The organism is Pseudomonas sp. GW823-FHT06E10 (genome assembly GCF_058794995.1).
In genome coordinates this window covers 37,958-58,901 of sequence record NZ_JBXAHJ010000021.1, presented here as the reverse complement: position 1 = coordinate 58,901, position 20,944 = coordinate 37,958, and the positions used below count along the sequence as shown (strand labels likewise).

Sequence of the window (20,944 nt, the reverse complement as noted above, 5' to 3'; positions counted from 1 at the left end):
TTGGAAAATGAACCCACAAGACACCGCAAAAGCCCCGGTCATCACCAGCATGCAAGTGGTTCCGGTCGCCGGCCACGATGGCATGCTGCTCAACCTGAGCGGCGCCCACGGCCCGTTTTTCACCCGCAACATCGTGATCCTCAAGGACAACGCCGGCCACACCGGCGTTGGCGAAGTGCCGGGGGGCGAGCGCATTCGCCAGACCCTCAAAGACGCGCGCAGCCTGGTGGTCGGCAGCCCGATTGGCAGTTATCAGAAAATCCTTAATCAGGTACGCCAGACCTTCGCCGACCGCGATGCCGGTGGCCGCGGTTTGCAGACCTTCGATCTGCGCATCACCATTCACGCCGTCACCGGCCTGGAAGCCGCATTGCTCGATTTGCTCGGTCAGCACCTGGACGTACCGGTGGCCGCCCTGCTCGGCGAAGGCCAGCAACGCGATGAAGTGAAGATGCTCGGCTATCTGTTTTACGTCGGTGATTGCAACGAAACCGACCTCGCCTACCGCAGCGAACCGGACGCCGACAATGACTGGTTCCGCGTGCGGCATGAGAAAGCCATGACCGCCGATGCGGTGGTCCGCCTGGCCGAGGCGGCTCACGCGCGTTATGGCTTCAAGGACTTCAAGCTCAAGGGCGGCGTGCTCAGCGGCGACGCCGAAATCGAAGCGGTCACGGCCCTCGCCGAACGCTTCCCCGATGCGCGTATCACCCTCGACCCGAATGGCGCCTGGTCACTGAAAGAAGCCATCCGCCTGTGCCGCGATCAGCACCACGTGCTGGCCTATGCCGAAGACCCCTGCGGGGCGGAAAACGGTTACTCGGGACGCGAAGTCATGGCTGAGTTCCGCCGGGCCACGGGCCTGAAGACCGCGACCAACATGATCGCCACCGACTGGCGGGAGATGGGCCACGCGATCCAGTTGCAGTCGGTCGACATTCCCCTGGCCGACCCGCACTTCTGGACCATGCAGGGCTCGGTGCGCGTGGCGCAGATGTGTAACGAATGGGGCCTGACCTGGGGTTCGCACTCCAACAACCACTTCGACATCTCCCTGGCGATGTTCACCCATGTCGCGGCGGCCGCGCCGGGCGAGATCACCGCCATCGACACCCACTGGATCTGGCAGGACGGCCAGCGCCTGACCAAGGCCCCACTGCAAATCGTCGACGGCTGCGTGCAGGTGCCGCAGAAACCGGGGCTGGGGGTGGAGCTGGACATGGATCAGGTCGCCAAAGCTCATGAACTGTACAAAGGCATGGGCTTGGGCGCGCGGGATGACAGCGTGGCAATGCAGTTCCTGATTCACGGCTGGAAGTTCGATAACAAGCGGCCGTGCCTGGTGCGTTGAGTTGACGGTTGCGCGTGGCCGCCTGATGGCGGCCGATTTTAAAAAGCGCTCGGAGCATGGCGCTTGAACCCCTAAAATGACGCGCAACTGAATCAACGACGGATGAAACCAACATGGACAGGCTGAAAACCATCGCCGCTGGCATGGCGATATTCGCCGCAGGCCAGTGCGTTGCACAGGATCAAGTCGAGACAGTGGTGAACGCCGCTGTACAACCGGTAATGCAGGCCGAGGGTATCCACGGCATGGCCGTGGCGGTCACCGTCAACGGCCAGGCGCATTACTTCAACTATGGCGTCGCCTCGATAGAAACCGGCAACCCCGTCACACAGGACACCCTGTTCGAAATCGGCTCAGTCAGCAAAACCTTCACCGCCACCCTCGCCGCCTACGCCCAGGCCACCGGCAAGCTGTCCCTGACCGACAAGGCCAGCCAGGTCCTGCCGGCCTTGCGCGGCAGTGCTTTCGACCACATCAGTGTGCTGCAACTGGGCACCTACAGCGCTGGCGGTTTACCCCTGCAATTTCCTGCTGAATCTGATTCGGCCGACAAAATGCTCGGCTACTACAAACAATGGAAACCGCTCTACACCCCCGGCAGCCACCGACTGTATTCGAACCCCAGTCTGGGCCTGTTCGGCTACCTCGCCGCCCACAGCATGGGCCAGCCGTTTGATGACCTGATGGAGAAGACCCTGCTGCCAAAACTCGGCTTGCAGCACACCTATGTGCATGTGCCGCAGGATCAGATGGCGCTCTACGCCCAGGGCTACAACAAGGACGGCAAACCGGTACGGGTGGGTCCGGGCGCGCTGGATTCCGAGGCGTATGGGGTGAAGACCAGCGCCGCAGACTTGCTGAGCTATGTCGGCGCGAACATGAAACCGGCGTCCCTGGAAAAGCCGTTGCAGCAAGCCATCGCCTTGACTCACAGCGGTTACTACACCGTTGGCGATATGACCCAAGGCCTGGGCTGGGAGATGTATCGATACCCGATCACACTGGATCGCTTGCTGGACGGCAACTCCACGCCGATGGCCATGCAGGCCCATGAAGTCCAGTGGCTGAGCCCGCCACAAGCGCAGCCGCAGAACGTGCTGATCAACAAGACAGGTTCAACCGGTGGCTTTGGTGCTTATGTGGCGTACGTGCCTTCGAAGGACATCGGCATCGTGATGCTGGCCAACAAGAATTATCCCAATGCGCAGCGGGTCAGGATCGCTCATCAGATACTGAGTGCCCTTGCCCGATAGTTGCTGATCCATCTGTGGGAGCGAGCTTGCTCCGGGCGGCGCTCCGAGGATGGAGGTCTGACATTCAACATTTGTATCGACTGTTACGACGCTATCGCGAGCAAGCTCGCTCCCACAGAAAAGCCTGCCATCGTCGCCAGATAGAGGATCAATCATCCGGCATTTCAGGCGGCTTGGCGGGCTTGGCCGGTTTGCCAGGTTTTGTACCTTTGGCGCCTTTTGCCGCCGGCTCGGCTTCAGTGACGGGAGCGGCCACGGTCGCGGTAAATTCTTTCTCGGCCGCCGGCAGCTGATCGACAGCGCTGAAAACATCTTCCAGCTTGATGGCGTCCGATTGTTCAAGTTTCTTTTCGCCGTCCTTGCCGACCAGAATCACCTTGGTCTTGGCGCCGGCCCCCAGCTTGAGCGAGCGGATCAGCGCCGCCGTGTCCTGTGGCCCGAGGTCCTTGCCGTCGCGCTGGCCCATCAGGTTGAGTACGGTGTAGAGCACCATGTTGCGGTCGGTGAAGCCCTTGCGGTTGGCCGGCTCATCCAGCGACTTTTTCAGGCTGACCCAGGTCGGATCAACCGTGCTCGGAGCGATGACGATCAGTGGCCGGGCCCTGCCCTTGTCCATGTCCAGCGGTGAGTCGCCATCGGCGGCGAACGAGGTGCCGGCAAACGCCAGCAAAGTAGCCAGAGTCAGTGACCTGATGAGCATGCGCATCTCCTTTTGATATTCACGCTCTAATGATTGCGCATCGCGGCGATCGTTCCGGGTGACATACCGCAAATATTGTTCGCCTTGCCCCAAGCTTAGGTCAGGGCGGTCATTGCGCAACAGGCTGGGCTAATCTGAAGACTCATGGCAACCAGCCTGATCCCTTGTGAGGACTTGCCCATGAGTACTCAGTTGAATCACACCATCGTCTGGTGCCGGGACAAGCAGGTTTCGGCGAATTTCCTGACGGGCCTCCTTGGCCTGCCTGCCCCCGAGCCCTTCGGCCCCATGCTGATCGTCAAACTGGATAACGGCGTATCACTGGATTTCTACGACAACGAGCCGCCGATTGCGTCTCAGCACTACGCATTTCTGATTGGCGATGAGGATTTCGATGCGGCCTTCGCACGCCTGCAAGCCAACGGTCAGCCATGGTGGGCCGACCCGGGCAAGCAGCGACTGAGGGAGATCAATGATTACGCGGGAGGACGGCGGGTGTATTTCGATGACCCGGACGGGCATCTGCTGGAAATTTTCACCCGCGAATGAAGCTGGCGCGGCGGCTTGATTCAGAACGCCAGTTTGTAGCCGATCAGCAACAGCATGGTCGCCAGGCAAGGGCGCAGCAATTCGTCGGAGATGCGCCCGGTCAGGTGGCTGCCCAGGTAAATCCCCGGCAACGAGCCCACCAGCAAGTAACCCAGGACGTGCCAATCCATGTTGCCCATGCTGGCGTGGCCAAGGCCCGCGACCAGGGTCAGCGGCACGGCGTGGGCGATTTCAGTCCCCACCAGGCGGCGGGTCGGCAGCATCGGATAGAGAATGAACAGTGCCACGGTGCCCAGTGCACCGGCACCGATGGACGTCAGCGCGACCATGGCGCCAAGGACCAGCCCGGTGATGACCGTCATCACGTTCAAGCGCAATCCGCTGGGGTTGTAGTTGCCACCCGCACGTTTGTGGGCGAAGTCGAGCAGGCGCTTCTTGAACAGGATCGCCAGAGCCGTGGCGAACAACACGAACCCGAGGGCCTGCTTGATGATCGCGTTCATCGACTCGGGGGCGCTGTGCAGGGTACTGAGGAACCACAGCGTCATCGCCACCGCGGGCACGCTGCCCAAGGTCAGCCAGCCGGTGATCGCCCAGTCGATGTTGTTGTTCTTGCGGTGAACCAGTACGCCGCTGGACTTGGTGATGGCGGCGTACAGCAGGTCGGTACCGACCGCCGTCGCCGGGTTGATGCCGAACCCAAGCAGGATCGGGGTCATGAGCGACCCGCCACCTACGCCAGTCATGCCGACGATGAAGCCGACAACCAGCCCGGCAACGACCAACCCGATGTTCACTAAATCCATGAATACTTCCACAAAGATCGCAGGGGAAATCTGGCCCGCAGCATAGCGATATTTCTTATAACCAGTTATATCGATGCGATCTATCTTTATACCGGAAGCACCATGTCACCCTGTGGGAGCGAGCTTGCTCGCGATGGCGGTGTATCAGTTGGCATCATGGCGACTGACACTCAGTCATCGCGAGCAAGCTCGCTCCCACAGGGTTGCGTGCCAGATTCACTGCACCGGCAGGAAATTCAGGAACAGCAGGCTCTGGGCATAGTTCACGCCGATGCGCCGGTAGCGTTCGTCGAGCATCCGGGTCAGCAGGTCCAGCCGGGCGACGATCTTGCCGAACTCGACGGCAAAGCTCAGGTTGCTGCCCTCCTCCGATATCTCGTTGGAGAACAGCAAGGGCTGGCCCTCTTTGTTCTGTCGCTGGCTGAGGATCCAGGTGGCGATTTCGATATTGCGCGCGGCATTACTGACAAATACCGGGTTGATCGTGTCGGTCATGTAGAACTCAAGGCGATTGCCATGAGCGGTCACCAGCATGCTGCCGATGGCATAGATGAACGCCCCGACCCGGTCGCCCAGAAACTCCGGACTCATGGCAAAACGCAGGGCCGCGAGGTCCTTTTTGCCGCCCAGGGTCGGCAATGGTTGCTGCAGCTCAATGGCCATGCGCACTTGCTTGCCGGCGGTGCGGGCATCGAGGAAACCGGATTTTTTCAGCTCGTCGGGGTTACGCAGATAGAGCTTGCTCATCAGCAGGTAAAGGCTGTTGAGGTTGTCGCGCATGGTCAGGGTGGCCATGCGGTCGACGCTGGTCTGCAGGAACTCCTGGGGTTTGCCTTCGCGCATCTGGTTGATGATGTCGCCGCCCTGCTGCTGGCTGCAACCGGTGACGTAGAGCATCGACAAACCTGCAAGCAGCAGGCAATGACGGCGGATTTTAGTGATGATCGTGGGTGAAACTCGAGCCATGGGTTCTTGGACTTGGGCATGGGCCGGCGGAGGGGATCGCCGCAGGCTGCCATGGATAGAGCCGGACATTTCGAAAAAGTGCAGTATCGGCACAGAGCAATCGATCACCGGCAAGGTGCAGCTCAAGAGTTCGCAGCCTGCGGCGGAACCGATGGACTATTCTGGTGCCCACTGAAATAACCATCGGCATTCATAAAGGAGGTTTGCATGCGCACGCTTGAACTGGCTGGCACCAGGGTCCCGGTCATCGGCCAGGGGACCTGGCAGATGGGCGAAGACCGTTCACGGCACACGGAAGAAGTCGCGGCACTGCGCCTGGGTATCGAGCTGGGCATGACCCTGATCGACACTGCGGAAATGTACGCCGAAGGCGGTGCCGAGGAAGTGGTGCGCGATGCCATTGCCGGCCAGCGCGACAACGTCTTTCTGGTCAGCAAGGTGTACCCGCACAACGCCAGTCGCCAGGGCATTCCCCAGGCTTGCGAGCGAAGCCTGCGCAGGCTTGGCACCGATTACATCGACCTGTATCTGCTGCATTGGCGCGGTCAGTATCCCCTGGAAGAAACCGTCGACGCCTTCGAGCGCCTGCGCGAAGCCGGCAAGATTGGCCGTTGGGGCGTGTCCAACTTCGACCTCGACGACCTGCTGGAACTGGACGCCCCGGCCTGTGCCACCAATCAGGTGCTCTACAACCTGGAGCAACGGGGCATAGAATTTGATTTGCTGCCCTGGAGCCAACAACGGCGGTTGCCGGTCATGGCTTACTGCCCGATTGGCCAAGGCGGTAAAATGCTCTTGGACGTCGCGCTCAAGCAGGTAGCTGCCCGTCACGGCGTCGCACCGGCTCAGGTGGCACTGGCCTGGATACTGCGTCAGGAAGGAGTGATCGCCATCCCCAAGGCGGTCCGACTCGAACATGTACGCCTCAACGCCCAGGCCGCCACGTTGCAGCTTGAGCCCGGGGATCTGGAGGCGCTGGACCAAGCGTTTCACGCGCCACAACGCAAACAGCGGCTGGCCATGGTCTGAACCACCGCAGCCTGTCAGAGAGCTTCGCCATGAGAAGCACCGACCACCTGGACCCGTTCAATCTGCAACGTTTTCTCCAGGCTCAGGACCCGGTATTCGACCGGGTTCAAAACGAGCTGAACAACGGACACAAGCGCAGTCACTGGATGTGGTTCATTTTTCCGCAGTTTGCCGGGCTCGGCGATAGCGAGATGTCGCGCCGCTTTGCCATCCGCTCGCGGGAGGAAGCCCTGGCCTACCTTGAGCATCCGTTGCTGGGCGCCCGGCTGCGTACCTGCACCCAGGAAGTGCTGAACGTCCGGGAGCGCTCGGTAGCGGGGATTTTCGGTCATCCCGATGACCTGAAGTTTCATTCCTCGATGACCCTGTTTGCCCAGGTCGCCGATGCCGACAACCTTTTCCAGCAAGCCTTGAACCAGTACTTCCACGGCATCCTGGATGACTGGACCCTGTCGCTGATGGACTCAAAACAGGCCCAGTTGCCCCCCAATCAGGGTTGAGAAGTCGTCGTCGACAAACGGCAGTATCGCGTCCGCCACCGGTTGCAGTTGCCGGGTGATGTAGTGGTCGTAATCGATGGGCGCGCTGCGCACTTCCAGCGGTTCGGGGCCGGCGACGGTGATCACGTAGCTGATCCAGCCGCCGTTCTGATACTGCCGCGGGCGCCCCTGCCGGTCGTTGTACTCGTCGGCCAGGCGCGCCGCGCGCACATGGGGCGGTACGTTGCGCTGATAGTCATCGAGGGTGCGGCGCAGGCGTTTGCGGTAGATCAGCCGGTCATCGAATTCACCGGCCAGGGTCTTGCGCACGTAGTCACGCACATAATCCTGGTAGGGCTTGCGCAGGAAGATCCGCGAATACAGCTCCTGCTGGAACTGCCGGGCCAGCAGCGACCAGTCGGTGCGCACGGTTTCCAGGCCTTTGTAGACCATTTCGTCGCTGCCGTCCTCCCGGGTGACCAGCCCGGCATAGCGCTTTTTACTGCCTTCCTCGGCACCGCGAATGGTCGGCATCAAAAAGCGCTTGTAGTGGGTTTCGAACTGCAGTTCGAGAACGCTCTGCAGGCCGTATTCCTGCTGCACGTGCTCGCGCCACCACTGATTGACGTGCGCCACCAGCGCGTGGCCGATCTGCGCCGCCTCCTGCTGGCCATGGGCGCGACGCAGCCAGACGAACGTCGAGTCGGTGTCGCCGTAAATCACCGCATGCCCCTGGGCTTCGATCAACTGGCGGGTGCGCAGCATGATCTCGTGCCCGCGCAAGGTGATGGACGACGCCAGGCGCGTGTCGAAGAAACGACAACCGCTGGAGCCGAGCACACCGTAGAACGCGTTCATGATGATTTTCAGCGCCTGGGACAGCGGCGCGTTGTGTTCGCGCTTGGCGGTTTCCCGGCCTTCGGCCACCCGGGCGACGATGGACGGCAGGCAATGCCGGGTGCGGGAAAAGCGCGCGCCACGAAATCCCGGCACCGACTCGCTGTCGTCCGGGTGCTTGAGCCCTTCAATCAGTCCCACGGGGTCAATCAGGAAGGTACGGATGATCGACGGGTAGAGGCTTTTGTAGTCGAGCACCAGCACCGATTCGTACAGTCCCGGCTGCGAATCCATGACAAAACCGCCGGGACTGGCTTCGGGTGGCTTGCCACCGAGGTTCGGCGCCACGAAACCCTGACGGTGCATCAGCGGCATGTACAGGTGCGTGAACGCCGCCACCGAACCGCCCATGCGATCGGCCGGCAAACCGGTGACGCTGGCTCGCTCCAGCAGGAAGGTGAGCAACTCGGTCTTGGCAAAAATCCGCGTGACCAGTTCGCAGTCCTTGAGGTTGTATTTGGCCAGCGCCGGTTTGTCCTCGGCGAACATGCGATTGATTTCGTCCATGCGCTGGTACGGGTTGTCGATGGACTTGCCTTCGCCGAGCAAGGTTTGCGCGACGTTTTCCAGGCTGAACGAGGGGAAACTCCAGGTCGCCGAACGCAGGGCCTCGATACCGTCGATGATCAGGCGGCCAGCCGCAGATGCGAAGTAGTGATTACCGCTGCCGTGTTCGCGCCACTGCATTTCCTCGCCGCCACGCCCCAGTTTCAACGGCACCGCCAGGCGCCGGGCGTGTTCGTGGAGCACCCGCAAGTCGAACTGCACGACGTTCCAGCCGATGATCGCGTCGGGGTCGAACCGGGCAAACCATTCGTTGAGTTTTTTCAGCAACAGGGTGCGCGAATCGCAATATTCGAGCTGGAAATCCACCTGGCTGGCATCGCCATTAGGCGGACCGAGCATGTACACCTGGCGCTCGCCGCAGCCTTCCAGGGCGATGGAGTACAACTCGCCCTGGGCCGTGGTCTCGATGTCCAGGGACACCAGTTTCAGGCTCGGCCGGTAATCGGGGTCGGGTTTCATCTGCGCGTCGAGCAGCAGGCCCTCGGCATCCGGTTTGCCACTGAAGCGCACCGGCGCGGTGATGAAGCGCTCCATCATGTAGCGTTCCGGCGGGCGCACGTCGGCTTCGAACACCTCGACACCGGCCCGGCGCAACGCGGTTTCCAGGCGCATCAACTGGCCATGTTGCTGGCAATAGAGACCGAGGACCGGGCGATGTTCGAAATCCTGCAGGGCCAGGGGCTTGAGCTCGACGTTTTTCTCGTCATGCAAAACACTTTCGGCGGGCTGACGCTGCGCAGCCGGGATGAACGCCACCGACGGTTGATGAGGCAGGCGGATACGCCGGGGACCGCTGTCGGTCGCCAGCCAGAATTCGACTTCCGTACCGGCCGGGGTGTCGCGCCAATGCCGGGTCAGGACGAAGCCCTGCTGTAGATCCACCACTGCAAACCTCGAAACTGATTCAGAGGGGGATTCTACCCGTCATCAGTCGTGATAGCGCGTTTGCCGCAGGCCTGTCAGGCAGACACCGATCCCACAGGTGGTTCGTTGGCCGGAATGTGGGGTTTACCAAAGAAAAACCGCCAAATGACGTTTTTTGCGTGTTATCTGCCGCTTTCGCCCTTGCCCTGAACGCTTGCGTCTACGATTCTTCAAGAACAACGACAACACCCGAGTAACCACCATGAAAACCGTCGCCCAACTGCTCAAGCTCAAAGATCAGAAGAATCAGGAAGTGCACCAGATCAAACCCGACCACATGGTGCTCGAGGCGCTGATGAAGATGGCCGAGAAAAACGTCGGCGCCTTGCTGGTGGTGGAAAATGATGAAGTGCTGGGCATCATCAGCGAACGGGATTACGCGCGCAAACTGGTGTTGCACGGCCGCTCTTCGGTGGGCACGCCGGTGCGCGACATCATGGTGTCACCGGTGATTACCGTCGACACCCATCAAACCGTGGATACCTGCCTGGGCATCATGTCCGATAGACGCCTGCGTCACTTGCCGGTGGTCGAAGGCGGCAAATTGATCGGCCTGCTGTCGATCGGTGACCTGGTCAAGGAAGCCATTGCCGAACAGGCTGAACTGATTCGCCAGCTGGAACAGTACATTCGCGGGGAATAAAGCCGGACTCAACATTCACCCGAAAACCTGTGGGAGCGAGCTTGCTCGCGATGGGGTCCTGTCAGCCGACATTGATGTCGAATGTCAGGCCGTCATCGCGAGCAAGCTCGCTCCCACAGGGTAAGTGGTGTTTTCAAGCCGGCCAATGCCGGGCGAACACCGGTGCCAGTGCCGGGTGGCGGTCGATGCGTTCCAGCCAGGCGAAAAACCCCGGCCGGGCGTTGCGCAAATGTTCCCGGCTGCCCGCCCATCGCGAGATCACCGCCGCCAGCACATCCAGCCCCCCTGGTTTTTCGCTGCCCAGGTACAACTCACCCGAAAACTGATCGGCAAACACCTCCCAACTCCAGTGCAGGCGCCGGCGGGCGCCCTTCATGAGGTTCTGCCTGGACAACTCATCCGCCTCGGCCAGCCAGCGTTCGGGGTAATCGATGATGCCGATGGCCGCATAGCAATTGCTGACGATGTACGCCATGCCGCGAATGGCCTGGTCCCGCTCGGCCGGATCCTGCGGCAACAATCCCGATGCGGGAAAGGTGAGCCCGAGGTGGATCAGGATCGCCGCGCTTTCGGTCAGGACAGCGCCATCGGGTAGCTGCAAGGTCGGAATCTGTTTGAGCGGGTTGAGCTTCTCCAGCGCCTGGGCCGCCTCCGCGGACGTCTCGACATCGATGAAGCGATAAGGAACATCACACAGCTCAAGGGCGGCTTCGATGGCCGCCGCCCCGGAGTTCTGATGGCCGTAGAGCTGGTACATAAACGTCTCCTTGCATACCGTAACCTCTGCAGTGCCGCATCAAGCGTCGCGGCAGAGGAACGCGCCAGCTAACCAGTGTAGAAGCCACCACCCGCCACACCACGACCATCCGACGATCGCACCATCACGTTCACTTGGGGTGTGGCGTCGCTCCTATCATTGCCGTCGATGTTCACCATCATCTCAATGAAGTTCTCTTAAAAAATCCCCGGCGTAACATCTGCTCCATACCAACCCATAAGCACCCCGGAGCACACCATCATGAAACGCCAAACCCTCCTCAGCATCGCTTTCTCGGTTTTCGCAGTTAACGCTTTCGCCGCAAACTCTGCTCAACCTGTAGTCGCTGAAGGCGGCTCGGATCGTCTGATTGAAAGCCGTGTGGCCGAGGGTGGTTCGGATCGCCTGATCGAAAACCGCGTCGCCGAAGGCGGTTCCGACAAGCTCCTGCAAAACCGTGTCGCTGAAGGTGGCTCCGACAAGTTGATGCAAAACCGTGTCGCCGAAGGCGGTTCCGACAAACTGCTGCAACACCGTGTCGCCGAAGGCGGTTCCGACAAACTGCTGCAACACCGCGTCGCTGAAGGCGGTTCCGACAAGCTCCTGCAAAACCGCGTCGCCGAAGGTGGCTCCGACAAGCTCCTGCAAAACCGCGTCGCTGAAGGTGGCTCCGACAAGCTCTTGCAAAACCGCGTCGCTGAAGGTGGTTCGGATCGTTTGATCGAAAGCCGCGCTGTCTGAATGCAGTGCCTGACCGCAGGACTCAATGAAAACCCGGCCTCACCCGCCGGGTTTTTTATGCTTTTTTTGCGCCGCGATTACTGCCCTGCCCGCGCCATGCAGCGCTGGTAGCGTTCATCGACTCGCTTGGCGAACCACGCGGTGGTGAGTTTGCGGGTGATTTTCGGGCTTTGCAGCACGATCCCGGGCAACACTTGACGGGGTAACGGCCGGCCCTCGGCCCGTTCGGCCAGTTCGAAAACCCGCCGATAGAGTTTGCTGTCTTCGAACGCCAGGGTGTTCCCCTCTTCCAGTTGTGCCCGGATCGTCGGATTGCGCATGTCCAGTTGCTTGCCGAGGGTACGCACGGCCAGTTCCGTGGTGCCGGGCATGATCGAACCGTAGCGCACCAGGTCGCCATCCAGCGCCAACGGGATACCGGAAGCCCGGCTCACCGCGTTCTGGAACGCGGCGTTACGGCTGGCGTACCAACCCGCGTTGAAGTCCGCAAAGCGGTACAACGGCTGTGGGTAGCTCACCGGATACCCGAGCAGATGTGCAATGCCGAAATACATGCCGCCGCGCCGGGTGAACACTTCACGACGAATCGAGCCCTTCACCGGGTATGGATAGCCCTTGGCCTGCTGTTCGGCAAAATCAATGCTGACCTGCATCGGCCCGCCGGTATGCACTGGGTTGAAGCCGCCGAACAGGGTCTTGCCCATCGGCACCATGCCGATGAAGTCATCGAAAACAGCGCTCAGTTCCTTTTCACTGCGCGCGGCATTCAGGCGGCTGCTGTAGCTTTTTCCGTTGGGCGAGTCGAGCATTAACGCACCGCTCACCAACAGGCCGGGAATATGTGCCTTGGCGGCACGACGGTCGATCTCGTCGCGGGCAATCTTGCCCAGGCCCGGTACGCTCGGATCGACCTGAAAGGTCGATTCCTGTTCAGTCACCGCCAGCACCGAGCACAGGTTTTGCGTGGTCGGCGAGATGTCTTGCGCGGTAAACGCAACCTGGATGTCGGTGGCCCAACCCTGGCGATCGGCAGCCTTGGCCGGCAGCAAACGCACAATCTCGGCTTTCACTTCGGCCGGGCTGCGCGCCACCGGCTCCTGGGTCCGTTGGCTGCCGCAACCGGCCAATACCAGCAACACGGCGACGCTTGTGATCAATCTGATTTGCATGTCGTTCCATCTAATCCGTTGGTCCGGGCCAACCATACGACCAATGGCAGGTCAGCGGCTACGTCCGTGGCAGTCCGACGGTTGCCGCCCTCCCCGACTGAACCATACTTGATTCACACAGCGAGGAGGACAGGTTCATGCACCGCAGCGACGTGTTGATCATCGGTGCCGGCCCCACCGGGCTGGTCCTGGCGTTGTGGCTGAGCAAACTCGGCGTGCGCGTGCGGATCGTCGACAAAACCTCCGCCCCCGGCACCACGTCCCGGGCGCTGGCCGTCCAGGCACGGACGCTGGAGTTGTATCGCCAGCTCGGACTGGACGACGCCGTGGTGCAAAACGGACATCAAGTAACGGCCGGCAATTTCTGGGTAAAGGGTGAGCCCGTGGCGCGCCTGCCCCTGTCTCAGATCGGTGAAGGCCTGACGCCCTACTCGTTTCTCGAGATTTTCCCCCAGGACGAACACGAACGGCTGCTGATCGAGCGCCTGAACGCTTTCGGTATCACAGTGGAACGCAACACCGAACTGGCGGACTTCGAGCAAACCGCAGACGGCATCACGGCCACGCTGCACTTGCCCGACGGTCAGCAGGAAATCTGCCAGGCCTGTTACCTGGCCGGATGCGATGGTGCCCGGTCGATTGTGCGCAAAACCCTGGAGACCGGGTTTCCCGGCGGGACTTACCAGCAGATTTTCTACGTCGCCGACGTACAGGGCAGCGGCCCGACATTCAACGGCGAACTGCATGTGGACCTCGACGAGGCAGACTTCCTCGCCGTGTTCCCGTTGGCCGGCAGTGGTCGTGCGCGCTTGATCGGCACGGTACGCGACGAACGCGCCGAACACGCCGAGACCCTGCGCTTCGAGGACGTCAGCAGCAGGGCCATCGAGCACATGAAGGTGAAGGTCGAGCAACTGAACTGGTTTTCGACCTATCGCGTGCATCATCGGGTGGCGGATCACTTCCGCAAAGACCGGGCGTTTTTACTGGGGGATGCCGCCCATGTGCACAGCCCGGCGGGCGGCCAGGGCATGAACACCGGGATTGGCGATGCCATCAACCTGGCCTGGAAACTGGCGGCCGTGTTGAGCGGCGGCGCAGAGGCCAGACTGCTCGACACCTATGAAACCGAGCGCATCGCGTTTGCCCGCAAACTGGTGGCCACCACCGACCGGGTATTTAACTTCGTCACTGCCGATGGGCGAATTGCCGACTTGCTGCGTACACGCCTGGCCCCGTTCTTGATACCGAAAATAACCTCGTTCGAAACCTCTCGCGAATTCATGTTTCGCACGGTGTCGCAGATCACTCTGAATTATCGTGGAATGCCGCTGAGCACGGGCGTTGCCGGGCACGTGCATGGTGGCGATCGCCTGCCCTGGGCCCATGACGGTGAGGGGGATAATTTTGAGTCGCTCAAGTGCCTGACCTGGCAGGTGCATGTCTATGGCGACACCAGCGACGAGATGATCGCCTGGTGCCACGAGCACCATTTGCCACTGCATGTGTTCGACTGGCGACCGGCGTTCGAAGCCGCGGGCCTGGGGCGCAACGGCTTTTATCTGTTGCGACCCGATACCTATGTGGCGATTGCTGAAACTTGCGCGGACCCGAAAGTGATCGAACGGTATTTCCGTGATCACGGGATCCGGCCGTTTTTTGGCGCTCCCTGAGAACACCACATCTCCCTGTAGGAGCGAGCCTGCTCGCGATGGACTCAAGGGCGCCGCGTTTAGTCAGTAAACACGCGTCATCGTTAACGACCATCGCGAGCAAGCCCGCTCCCACAGGGGGTATGCGGTGGTCCTTAGATCCCCGCCAGCGCCAGGTCCATCGCAAAGTACGTAAAGATCAGGTCTGCCCCGGCACGTTTGATCGCCCCCAGGCTCTCGCGCACCACACGGTCTTCATCGATGGCCCCGGCCTGGGCGGCAAACTTGATCATCGCGTACTCACCGCTCACCTGATAGGCCGACAGCGGCAGGCGCGAGGCTTCGCGGATGTCGCGGATGATGTCCAGGTATGCACCGGCCGGTTTGACCATCAGCGCATCGGCGCCTTCCTGTTCGTCGAGCAACGATTCGCGTATCGCTTCGCGGCGGTTCATCGGGTTCATCTGGTAACTTTTACGGTCGCCCTTGAGCGCACTGCCGCCGGCCTCGCGGAACGGGCCATAGAGCGCCGAAGCAAATTTGGTCGAATAGGCCATGATCGCCGTCTGGGTAAACCCGGCGTCATCGAGCGCCCGGCGAATCGCCTGGACTTGCCCGTCCATGGCCGCCGAGGGGGCGATCACGTCGGCACCGGCCCGGGCCGCCGCGACGGCTTGCCTGCCGAGGTTGATCAGGGTCTGGTCGTTGTCGACTTCATGGTTGTGCAGCACACCGCAATGGCCGTGGTCGGTGTACTCGCAAAAGCAGGTGTCTGACATTACGATCATTTCCGGCACCGCGTCCTTGGCGATGCGCGACATGCGCGAAACCAGGCCGTCCTCGCGCCAGGTGTCGCTGCCGCTGCTGTCAAGGTGGTGGGAGACGCCGAAGGTCATCACTGACTTGATCCCGGCACGGGCGTAGCGCTCGATCTCGCCGGCCAGCTTCGACTCGGGAATGCGCATCACGCCGGGCATGCTGTTGATCGGCACGAAGTCGTCGATTTCTTCTTCGACGAAAATCGGTAGTACCAGGTCGTTGAGGCTGAACTCGGTCTCCTGGAACAGGCTGCGCAGGCTCGCATTGCGGCGCAGACGGCGTGGGCGTGCTTCGGGGAACTGACTGGACATGGGTTTTCCTGAATTTCAGAGGACAAGATGTAGGAGCGAGCTTGCTCCGGGCGGCGTTCCGACGATGGTCGTAAACGATAACGCGCATTGTCTGAATGTTCGCGTTGCCCTTACGTTTTTCGCGAGCAAGCTCGCTCCTACAGGTAATGCGGTGGATCAGCTGGAGACGGGGCTTGGAATCTGCAACCCGCGCACCACCGCCGGTCGCGCCAGGAAGCGTTCCAGCACCCGCTTGACGTTAGGGAAGTTCTGGATGCCCACCAGATCGCCGGCTTCATAGAAGCCGATCAGGTTGCGCACCCACGGGAAAATGGCGATGTCCGCGATGGTGTAGCGCTCGCCCATGATCCAGTCGCGCCCCTGCAGACGATCGTCCAGCACCTTGAGCAGGCGCCTGCTTTCCTCGACGTAGCGGTCACGGGGACGCTTGTCTTCGTAGTCCTTGCCGGCGAATTTGTTGAAAAACCCGAGCTGGCCGAACATCGGACCAATACCGCCCATCTGGAACATCAGCCACTGAATCGTTTCGTAGCGCGGCGCCGATTCCTGGGCCAGCAGTTGCCCGCTCTTGTCGGCCAGGTAGATCAGAATCGCGCCCGATTCGAACAGCGCCAGCGGCCGGTCGTCCGGACCGTGGGGGTCGAGGATCGCCGGAATCTTGTTGTTGGGATTCAGGGAAAGAAATTCCGGGGACATCTGGTCGTTGGTGTCGAAGCCTACCCGGTGAGGTTCATACGGCAGGCCGATCTCTTCGAGCATGATCGAGACCTTGACGCCGTTGGGGGTCGGCAAGGAGTACAGCTGAATCCACTCCGGATACTGGGCAGGCCATTTGCGGGTGATGGGGAATGCGGACAAATCGGTCATGGGCACGATCCACGAAGACATTGAGAGTGACGATCATAATGTAGATATCGGCTCAGCGATCCCTTGAAGCCATCGATCTCGCTGATAGGCGAGATCAAAAGAAATCACGACGGTTTCAACGCCATCCGGTGTAGCGTGTCCACAATTGTGCAACATCCTGTCGATAACCTTCGCTGCAAACCCGTGAAGGTTACCGGTACATTGCCGCCCACTCGGCCGGAATCGAACCAAACGGGCTCAGGGGACTCTGAGAACCACCTCTTTGATGACGGACCGGCTTCAATGACATGGAAAACACCCGACGCAGGACAATCGTGGTGTAGAGGTTTGTCAGCCTTAACCGAATTACGCTGAAGACCCTTTACACATGAATCTGTTTAATTTTGCCAAACGCTTCAAACATCGCGCCTACCTTTTGTTGCCCGCCTTATTGGTGGTCAGCGCGGTGTGCCTGACGCTGGAGTCCGGCCTGAGTCGCGCCCAACCGATGGATGGCACCCAGACGCTGGTCTTCCTGCGCCACGGGGAAAAACCCGCCGGAGGCCTGGGCCAGCTCAATTGCCAGGGACTGAACCGCGCCATCGACCTGGCCACGCTGCTGCCGGAAAAGTTCGGCAAGGCCAACTACGTGTTTGCGGCGAACCCGACGCGTAACGTCGAGGAAGGCGAGCTCGACAATTCCTACAGTTACATCCGCCCACTGATGACCATCAGCCCTAGCGCCATCAAACTTGGCCTGCCGGTGAACATCAATTTTTCCGCCAATGACACCAGTGACCTGGCCGATGAACTGCTCCACGACAAGTACCACAATGCGGTCATCTACACGGCCTGGTCCCACGGCTATCTGCCGGAGCTGATCAACAAGGTAGCCGGCGACGCCACCGGCAAGAAAATGACCATCACGGATGACTGGGAGTCCAGCGACTACGACTCGCTGTATGTACTCACCTTGACCTGGCACAACGGCAAGGCCAGCTTGCAGAGCCATGTGTACAAGCAAGGCCTGGATAATGGTGCCGAAACTTGCCCGACCTGAAACCTGTAATGCCTGATCCGGCCTCATCGCGAGCAAGCTCGCTCCCACATTGGATTTGCAGTGTGATCACGAAGGCATGAGCACTACTGAACCCTGTGGGAGCGAGCTTGCTCGCGATAGGGCCAGTTAAACCTAAATCACTTTCGTTGATTCACTCGCTCACGCAGATACTCGAGAACCGCCCCCCGCTCCCCGACAAACTCGATCCGCGCGTCTTTCTTCTCCCGCTGAAACGCATACATCGGATCGTAATACTCGCACAGCAGGCCTTCGATCCAGCCCCGGTGCAGATCCACCGCGCCACTGCGGGCCTGCTCGGCCAGCGCATCCTCCATCAAAACCAGCATGCGCCGATGACGTTCGCCACCCAGGCGCTTCTGCACATTGTTCAGGCTTGCCAGCAAGCGTTCGGAAAACAGCGCAAAGCCCTCCTCGCCATGCACGTCGATGAATTCGGCGCACAGATCCACCACGTAATCGCGCAGGATCCGCTCGACCCGCCCTTCCAGGCTGTCTTCAAGCCACACCATCGGAAACTGCTGCATGCCCTGGTAAAGCGGCAACGGCAAGGCACAACTGCCCACCGCACGGCTTTCGTCTTCCAGTACGAACTGCTCGATGCCCCGGGCGCGTTTTTTCAGTACGTCTACGGCCAAGCGGTTTTCGAAGTCGATATTCGAGGGTTGGCCCGTGGCGCGCTTGCCGAAACTGGAGCCGCGATGGTTGGCATGACCTTCAAGGTCCACGGCATTGTCGAGTTGCGTGAGCACCTCGGTTTTGCCGGTGCCGGTCATCCCGCCCAGCAAGACGAAATTGCACTGGGTCACGGCTTGATCGAGGGTGTCCAGCAGGAAGGTGCGCATGGCCTTGTAGCCACCGCCCACCCGTGGATAGTCGATGCCGGCCTCGTCCTTGAGCCATTGCTGGACAATCTGCGAGCGCAGGCCGCCGCGAAAGCAATACAGCAGGCCATCCGGATGCGCCCGGGCAAAATCGGCCCAGGCCTGGATGCGTTCGGCCTTGACCGCGCCCGACACCAGTTGATGCCCCAGCACGATGGCCGCTTGCTGGCCGTGCTGCTTGTAGCAGGTACCGACCCGCTGGCGTTCATGGTCATTCATCAACGGCAGGTTGATCACGCCGGGAAACGCACCCTTGTTGAATTCGACCGGCGCGCGGGCGTCCATCATTGGCCGGTCGTTGAGGAAGATGTCGCGGTAATCAGTGCAGTCGACGAACATCAAAACACCTCGACTGCGTTGCTCTGTCGCTCGACCAGTTCACCGATCGGTTCCAGGCTCAGGCCCAGTTCGGCGGCCACCGAGAGGAATTGCTCGTTGCCTTGAGGCGTCACGGCAATCAGCAGGCCACCGCTGGTCTGCGGGTCGCAAAGCACACGTTTGTGCAGCTCCTGAAGGCGTCCGAGCTTGCTGGCGTAGCTGTCGAAATTGCGCAGAGTCCCGCCTGGTACGCAGCCTTGTTCCAGGTAATACTCCACCCCCGGCAGGCGCGGTACGCGGTCATACTCAATGCGCGCCGTGAGCTGGCTGCCGTCGGCCATTTCCACCAGGTGCCCGAGCAGGCCGAAACCGGTGACGTCAGTCATCGCGGTCACACCGTCGAGCTTGCCGAAACGGCTGCCGGGTTTGTTCAGGGTACACATCCAGTCCCGGGCCAGGCCGATGTCGGCGTTGCGCAATTTGCCCTTTTTCTCGGCCGTGGTAAGAATGCCGATCCCCAAGGGCTTGGTGAGGTAGAGCAGGCAACCGGCCGTGGCGGTGTCGTTGCGCTTCATGTGGCGCTTTTCCACCAGACCGGTGACGGCCAGGCCAAAGATCGGTTCTGGCGCGTCGATGGAGTGCCCACCTGCCAACGGGATGCCCGCCGCGTCACACACCGAACGACCGCCGCGTATCACTTCCCGGGCAACTTCCGGGGCCAGCACGTTCACCGGCCAGCCCAGAATCGCAATCGCCATCAACGGATCGCCGCCCATCGCATAGATGTCGCTGATGGCATTGGTGGCGGCAATTCGACCGAAATCGAAGGGATCGTCGACGATCGGCATGAAAAAGTCGGTGGTCGAGACCACGCCGCGTTCATCATCGATTGCATACACCGCCGCATCATCGCGCGAGGCATTGCCGACCCAAAGTTTCGGGTCGAGGTTCTGCGCCCCACTGCCGGCCAGGATCACTTCCAGCACCTGGGGAGAAATCTTGCAACCGCATCCAGCGCCGTGGCTGTATTGAGTCAGGCGAATCGGCTCGCTCATAGGGGTACCTCATTGGGTCAATGGGCCGATTCTAGCAGAGCGAGGCATGCGCAAGGCGTTGCACAGCCTCGGGCTTTGTGGGAGCGGGCTTGCTCGCGAAGAGGCCTTCACAGCCGACATCCATGCCGGCTGATACTCCGCCTTCTCGAGCAGGCTCGCTCCCACATTGATTGCGGTTACGGCAGCAAAATCACTTTGTCACCACTGCCCTGATTCACCTCGGCATAACGCTCCAGGCCTTCGGCCAATGGCGACTCGAACAAGCCCTGGGGCAACGGCAACAGGTCTTGATCGAAGAACCGGCCGAACTGTTCGAGCATCGCCGCACACGCCTGCACCCCGTACAGCAACGAGTTGATCCCCACAACCGAGCCCCCCTTGCGATACAACGCCAGGGCCGGCAACTGCACGTGACCGTCCACGGGTGCCGCGATGATCGCGATGCGGCCGAACGTGGCCAGGGCCGCTACCGAGGCCGGCAGCCAGAAACCGGTGGTGTCGAAAATCACGTCGGCACCGCCGGCATACACCGTGTTGACCTGTGCGCCCAGGTCTTCGGGTTTATCCAGTTGCAGGGTCTGGTAGCCCTGGTCCTGCAAATCCTTGACCTGCTCCGGACGCCGCGCGGCCGCCAACACCCGGGCACCGCGCACCTTGGCCAAGGCCAGCGCGGCACTGCCGACTGCCCCGCCACCGATGACCAGCAATCGGGTTTCGGCCGTCACCAGGCTGCGCTCCAGCGCATCCCACGCCGTGGTGTACGGCACGCCGAGGCTGGCGGCCTGGGCAAAGCTCAGGTGCGTAGGTTTGAGCGCCACGCCGTTGGCCGGCAGCTTGACGAACTGCGCGTGGGAACCGTCGGCGAAAAAGCCCAGTTCCTTGCCCGTGCCCCAGACTTCCCGACCGATCATCGCCTGCGGGCCGGCCACGACAACACCGGCAAAGTCACGACCGGGAATCCGCGGCAAGGTGGTGTAGGGAAAACGGCCCAGCACGTTCTTCACATCGCTGGGGTTGAGGCCCGCGGCCTTGATCTCGACCAGCACTTCATCGGCGCCGGGAACGGGGGTAGGCACCTCAACGTAGCGCAGGGCCGAGAGATCACCGGTTTTATCGAATTGCAGAGCTTTCATGGGCGTATCCATCGAGT

20 protein-coding genes are annotated in these 20,944 nt (G+C 61.0%); 9 read left to right on the top strand and 11 right to left on the bottom strand.

Annotated features, from left to right (window positions below; all coding sequences use genetic code 11):
- Positions 1-7 precede the first annotated feature (7 nt).
- Both gudD and ampC read left to right on the top strand, forming a co-directional pair.
- Positions 8-1,351, top strand: a complete 1,344-nt coding sequence (gene gudD / locus AC1Q6Y_RS26010) for a glucarate dehydratase (RefSeq protein WP_492625453.1) — start codon at positions 8-10, stop codon at positions 1,349-1,351.
- 143 nt (positions 1,352-1,494) lie between these two features.
- On the top strand, positions 1,495-2,604 hold the full coding sequence (gene ampC, locus AC1Q6Y_RS26005; RefSeq protein WP_492625479.1) for a class C beta-lactamase: 1,110 nt from the start codon (positions 1,495-1,497) through the stop codon (positions 2,602-2,604).
- A gap of 148 nt (positions 2,605-2,752) precedes the next feature.
- On the opposite strand, the gene AC1Q6Y_RS26000 is transcribed toward ampC, so the two are convergent.
- Positions 2,753-3,304, bottom strand: coding sequence for a DUF4174 domain-containing protein (locus AC1Q6Y_RS26000; protein ID WP_340315935.1), 552 nt, complete (start codon positions 3,302-3,304; stop codon positions 2,753-2,755).
- A gap of 180 nt (positions 3,305-3,484) precedes the next feature.
- Here AC1Q6Y_RS26000 and AC1Q6Y_RS25995 point away from each other — a divergent pair, with 180 nt between their 5' ends.
- On the top strand, positions 3,485-3,853 hold the full coding sequence (locus tag AC1Q6Y_RS25995) for a VOC family protein (protein WP_057714024.1): 369 nt from the start codon (positions 3,485-3,487) through the stop codon (positions 3,851-3,853).
- A gap of 20 nt (positions 3,854-3,873) precedes the next feature.
- On the opposite strand, the gene AC1Q6Y_RS25990 is transcribed toward AC1Q6Y_RS25995, so the two are convergent.
- Both AC1Q6Y_RS25990 and AC1Q6Y_RS25985 read right to left on the bottom strand, forming a co-directional pair.
- Positions 3,874-4,659 (bottom strand): sulfite exporter TauE/SafE family protein, encoded by a 786-nt coding sequence (locus AC1Q6Y_RS25990; RefSeq protein ID WP_090456794.1) that lies wholly within the window; start codon positions 4,657-4,659, stop codon positions 3,874-3,876.
- A gap of 216 nt (positions 4,660-4,875) precedes the next feature.
- Positions 4,876-5,625: a hypothetical protein gene (locus AC1Q6Y_RS25985; RefSeq protein WP_218498119.1), complete on the bottom strand. Its 750-nt coding sequence runs from the start codon at positions 5,623-5,625 to the stop codon at positions 4,876-4,878.
- A 207-nt stretch (positions 5,626-5,832) separates the two neighbouring features.
- On the opposite strand from AC1Q6Y_RS25985, the gene AC1Q6Y_RS25980 reads away from it, so the two are divergent.
- A complete protein-coding gene (locus AC1Q6Y_RS25980) occupies positions 5,833-6,654 on the top strand; it encodes an aldo/keto reductase (protein WP_057714022.1) in 822 nt (273 codons plus the stop codon).
- Positions 6,655-6,683: 29 nt separating this feature from the next.
- Positions 6,684-7,154: a DUF1810 domain-containing protein gene (locus tag AC1Q6Y_RS25975; RefSeq protein WP_057714021.1), complete on the top strand. Its 471-nt coding sequence runs from the start codon at positions 6,684-6,686 to the stop codon at positions 7,152-7,154.
- On the opposite strand, the gene AC1Q6Y_RS25970 is transcribed toward AC1Q6Y_RS25975, so the two are convergent.
- Positions 7,119-9,479 carry a DNA polymerase II gene (locus AC1Q6Y_RS25970; RefSeq protein WP_492625452.1) on the bottom strand — a complete coding sequence of 787 codons (2,361 nt, stop codon included), beginning with the start codon at positions 9,477-9,479 and terminating at the stop codon, positions 7,119-7,121. The genes AC1Q6Y_RS25975 and AC1Q6Y_RS25970 overlap by 36 nt on opposite strands.
- 244 nt (positions 9,480-9,723) lie before the next feature.
- Between AC1Q6Y_RS25970 and AC1Q6Y_RS25965 the strand changes: the two genes are divergently transcribed.
- Positions 9,724-10,164 carry a CBS domain-containing protein gene (locus tag AC1Q6Y_RS25965; protein ID WP_007976812.1) on the top strand — a complete coding sequence of 147 codons (441 nt, stop codon included), beginning with the start codon at positions 9,724-9,726 and terminating at the stop codon, positions 10,162-10,164.
- Positions 10,165-10,297: 133 nt separating this feature from the next.
- On the opposite strand, the gene AC1Q6Y_RS25960 is transcribed toward AC1Q6Y_RS25965, so the two are convergent.
- Entirely contained in the window at positions 10,298-10,921 is a 624-nt protein-coding gene (locus AC1Q6Y_RS25960) for a glutathione S-transferase family protein (protein WP_492625451.1), read from the bottom strand.
- A 261-nt stretch (positions 10,922-11,182) separates the two neighbouring features.
- Here AC1Q6Y_RS25960 and AC1Q6Y_RS25955 point away from each other — a divergent pair, with 261 nt between their 5' ends.
- Positions 11,183-11,662, top strand: a complete 480-nt coding sequence (locus AC1Q6Y_RS25955; protein WP_492625450.1) for a phage infection protein — start codon at positions 11,183-11,185, stop codon at positions 11,660-11,662.
- Between the two features lie 77 nt (positions 11,663-11,739).
- Here the strand turns inward: AC1Q6Y_RS25955 and AC1Q6Y_RS25950 are convergent, their stop codons facing one another.
- Entirely contained in the window at positions 11,740-12,831 is a 1,092-nt protein-coding gene (locus AC1Q6Y_RS25950; protein ID WP_492625449.1) for a DUF1615 domain-containing protein, read from the bottom strand.
- Positions 12,832-12,968: 137 nt separating this feature from the next.
- Between AC1Q6Y_RS25950 and AC1Q6Y_RS25945 the strand changes: the two genes are divergently transcribed.
- On the top strand, positions 12,969-14,504 hold the full coding sequence (locus AC1Q6Y_RS25945) for an FAD-dependent oxidoreductase (protein WP_492586256.1): 1,536 nt from the start codon (positions 12,969-12,971) through the stop codon (positions 14,502-14,504).
- 134 nt (positions 14,505-14,638) lie between these two features.
- Here the strand turns inward: AC1Q6Y_RS25945 and hemB are convergent, their stop codons facing one another.
- Positions 14,639-15,613, bottom strand: a complete 975-nt coding sequence (hemB, locus tag AC1Q6Y_RS25940) for a porphobilinogen synthase (protein ID WP_090456805.1) — start codon at positions 15,611-15,613, stop codon at positions 14,639-14,641.
- A gap of 156 nt (positions 15,614-15,769) precedes the next feature.
- Entirely contained in the window at positions 15,770-16,480 is a 711-nt protein-coding gene (locus AC1Q6Y_RS25935; RefSeq protein WP_492625448.1) for a glutathione S-transferase family protein, read from the bottom strand.
- A 367-nt stretch (positions 16,481-16,847) separates the two neighbouring features.
- Between AC1Q6Y_RS25935 and AC1Q6Y_RS25930 the strand changes: the two genes are divergently transcribed.
- Positions 16,848-17,519 (top strand): hypothetical protein, encoded by a 672-nt coding sequence (locus AC1Q6Y_RS25930; RefSeq protein ID WP_057714013.1) that lies wholly within the window; start codon positions 16,848-16,850, stop codon positions 17,517-17,519.
- Between the two features lie 137 nt (positions 17,520-17,656).
- Here the strand turns inward: AC1Q6Y_RS25930 and mnmH are convergent, their stop codons facing one another.
- From mnmH to AC1Q6Y_RS25915, 3 genes are all read right to left on the bottom strand, one after another.
- A complete protein-coding gene (mnmH, locus tag AC1Q6Y_RS25925) occupies positions 17,657-18,760 on the bottom strand; it encodes a tRNA 2-selenouridine(34) synthase MnmH (RefSeq protein ID WP_057714012.1) in 1,104 nt (367 codons plus the stop codon).
- On the bottom strand, positions 18,760-19,794 hold the full coding sequence (selD, locus tag AC1Q6Y_RS25920; protein ID WP_057714011.1) for a selenide, water dikinase SelD: 1,035 nt from the start codon (positions 19,792-19,794) through the stop codon (positions 18,760-18,762). Before selD ends, mnmH begins: the two co-directional genes overlap by 1 nt.
- A 176-nt stretch (positions 19,795-19,970) precedes the next feature.
- The gene (locus AC1Q6Y_RS25915; RefSeq protein WP_492625447.1) at positions 19,971-20,927 is read right to left on the bottom strand and encodes a quinone oxidoreductase family protein; all 957 of its coding nucleotides are present in this window, start codon (positions 20,925-20,927) and stop codon (positions 19,971-19,973) included.
- Positions 20,928-20,944: the final 17 nt, after the last annotated feature.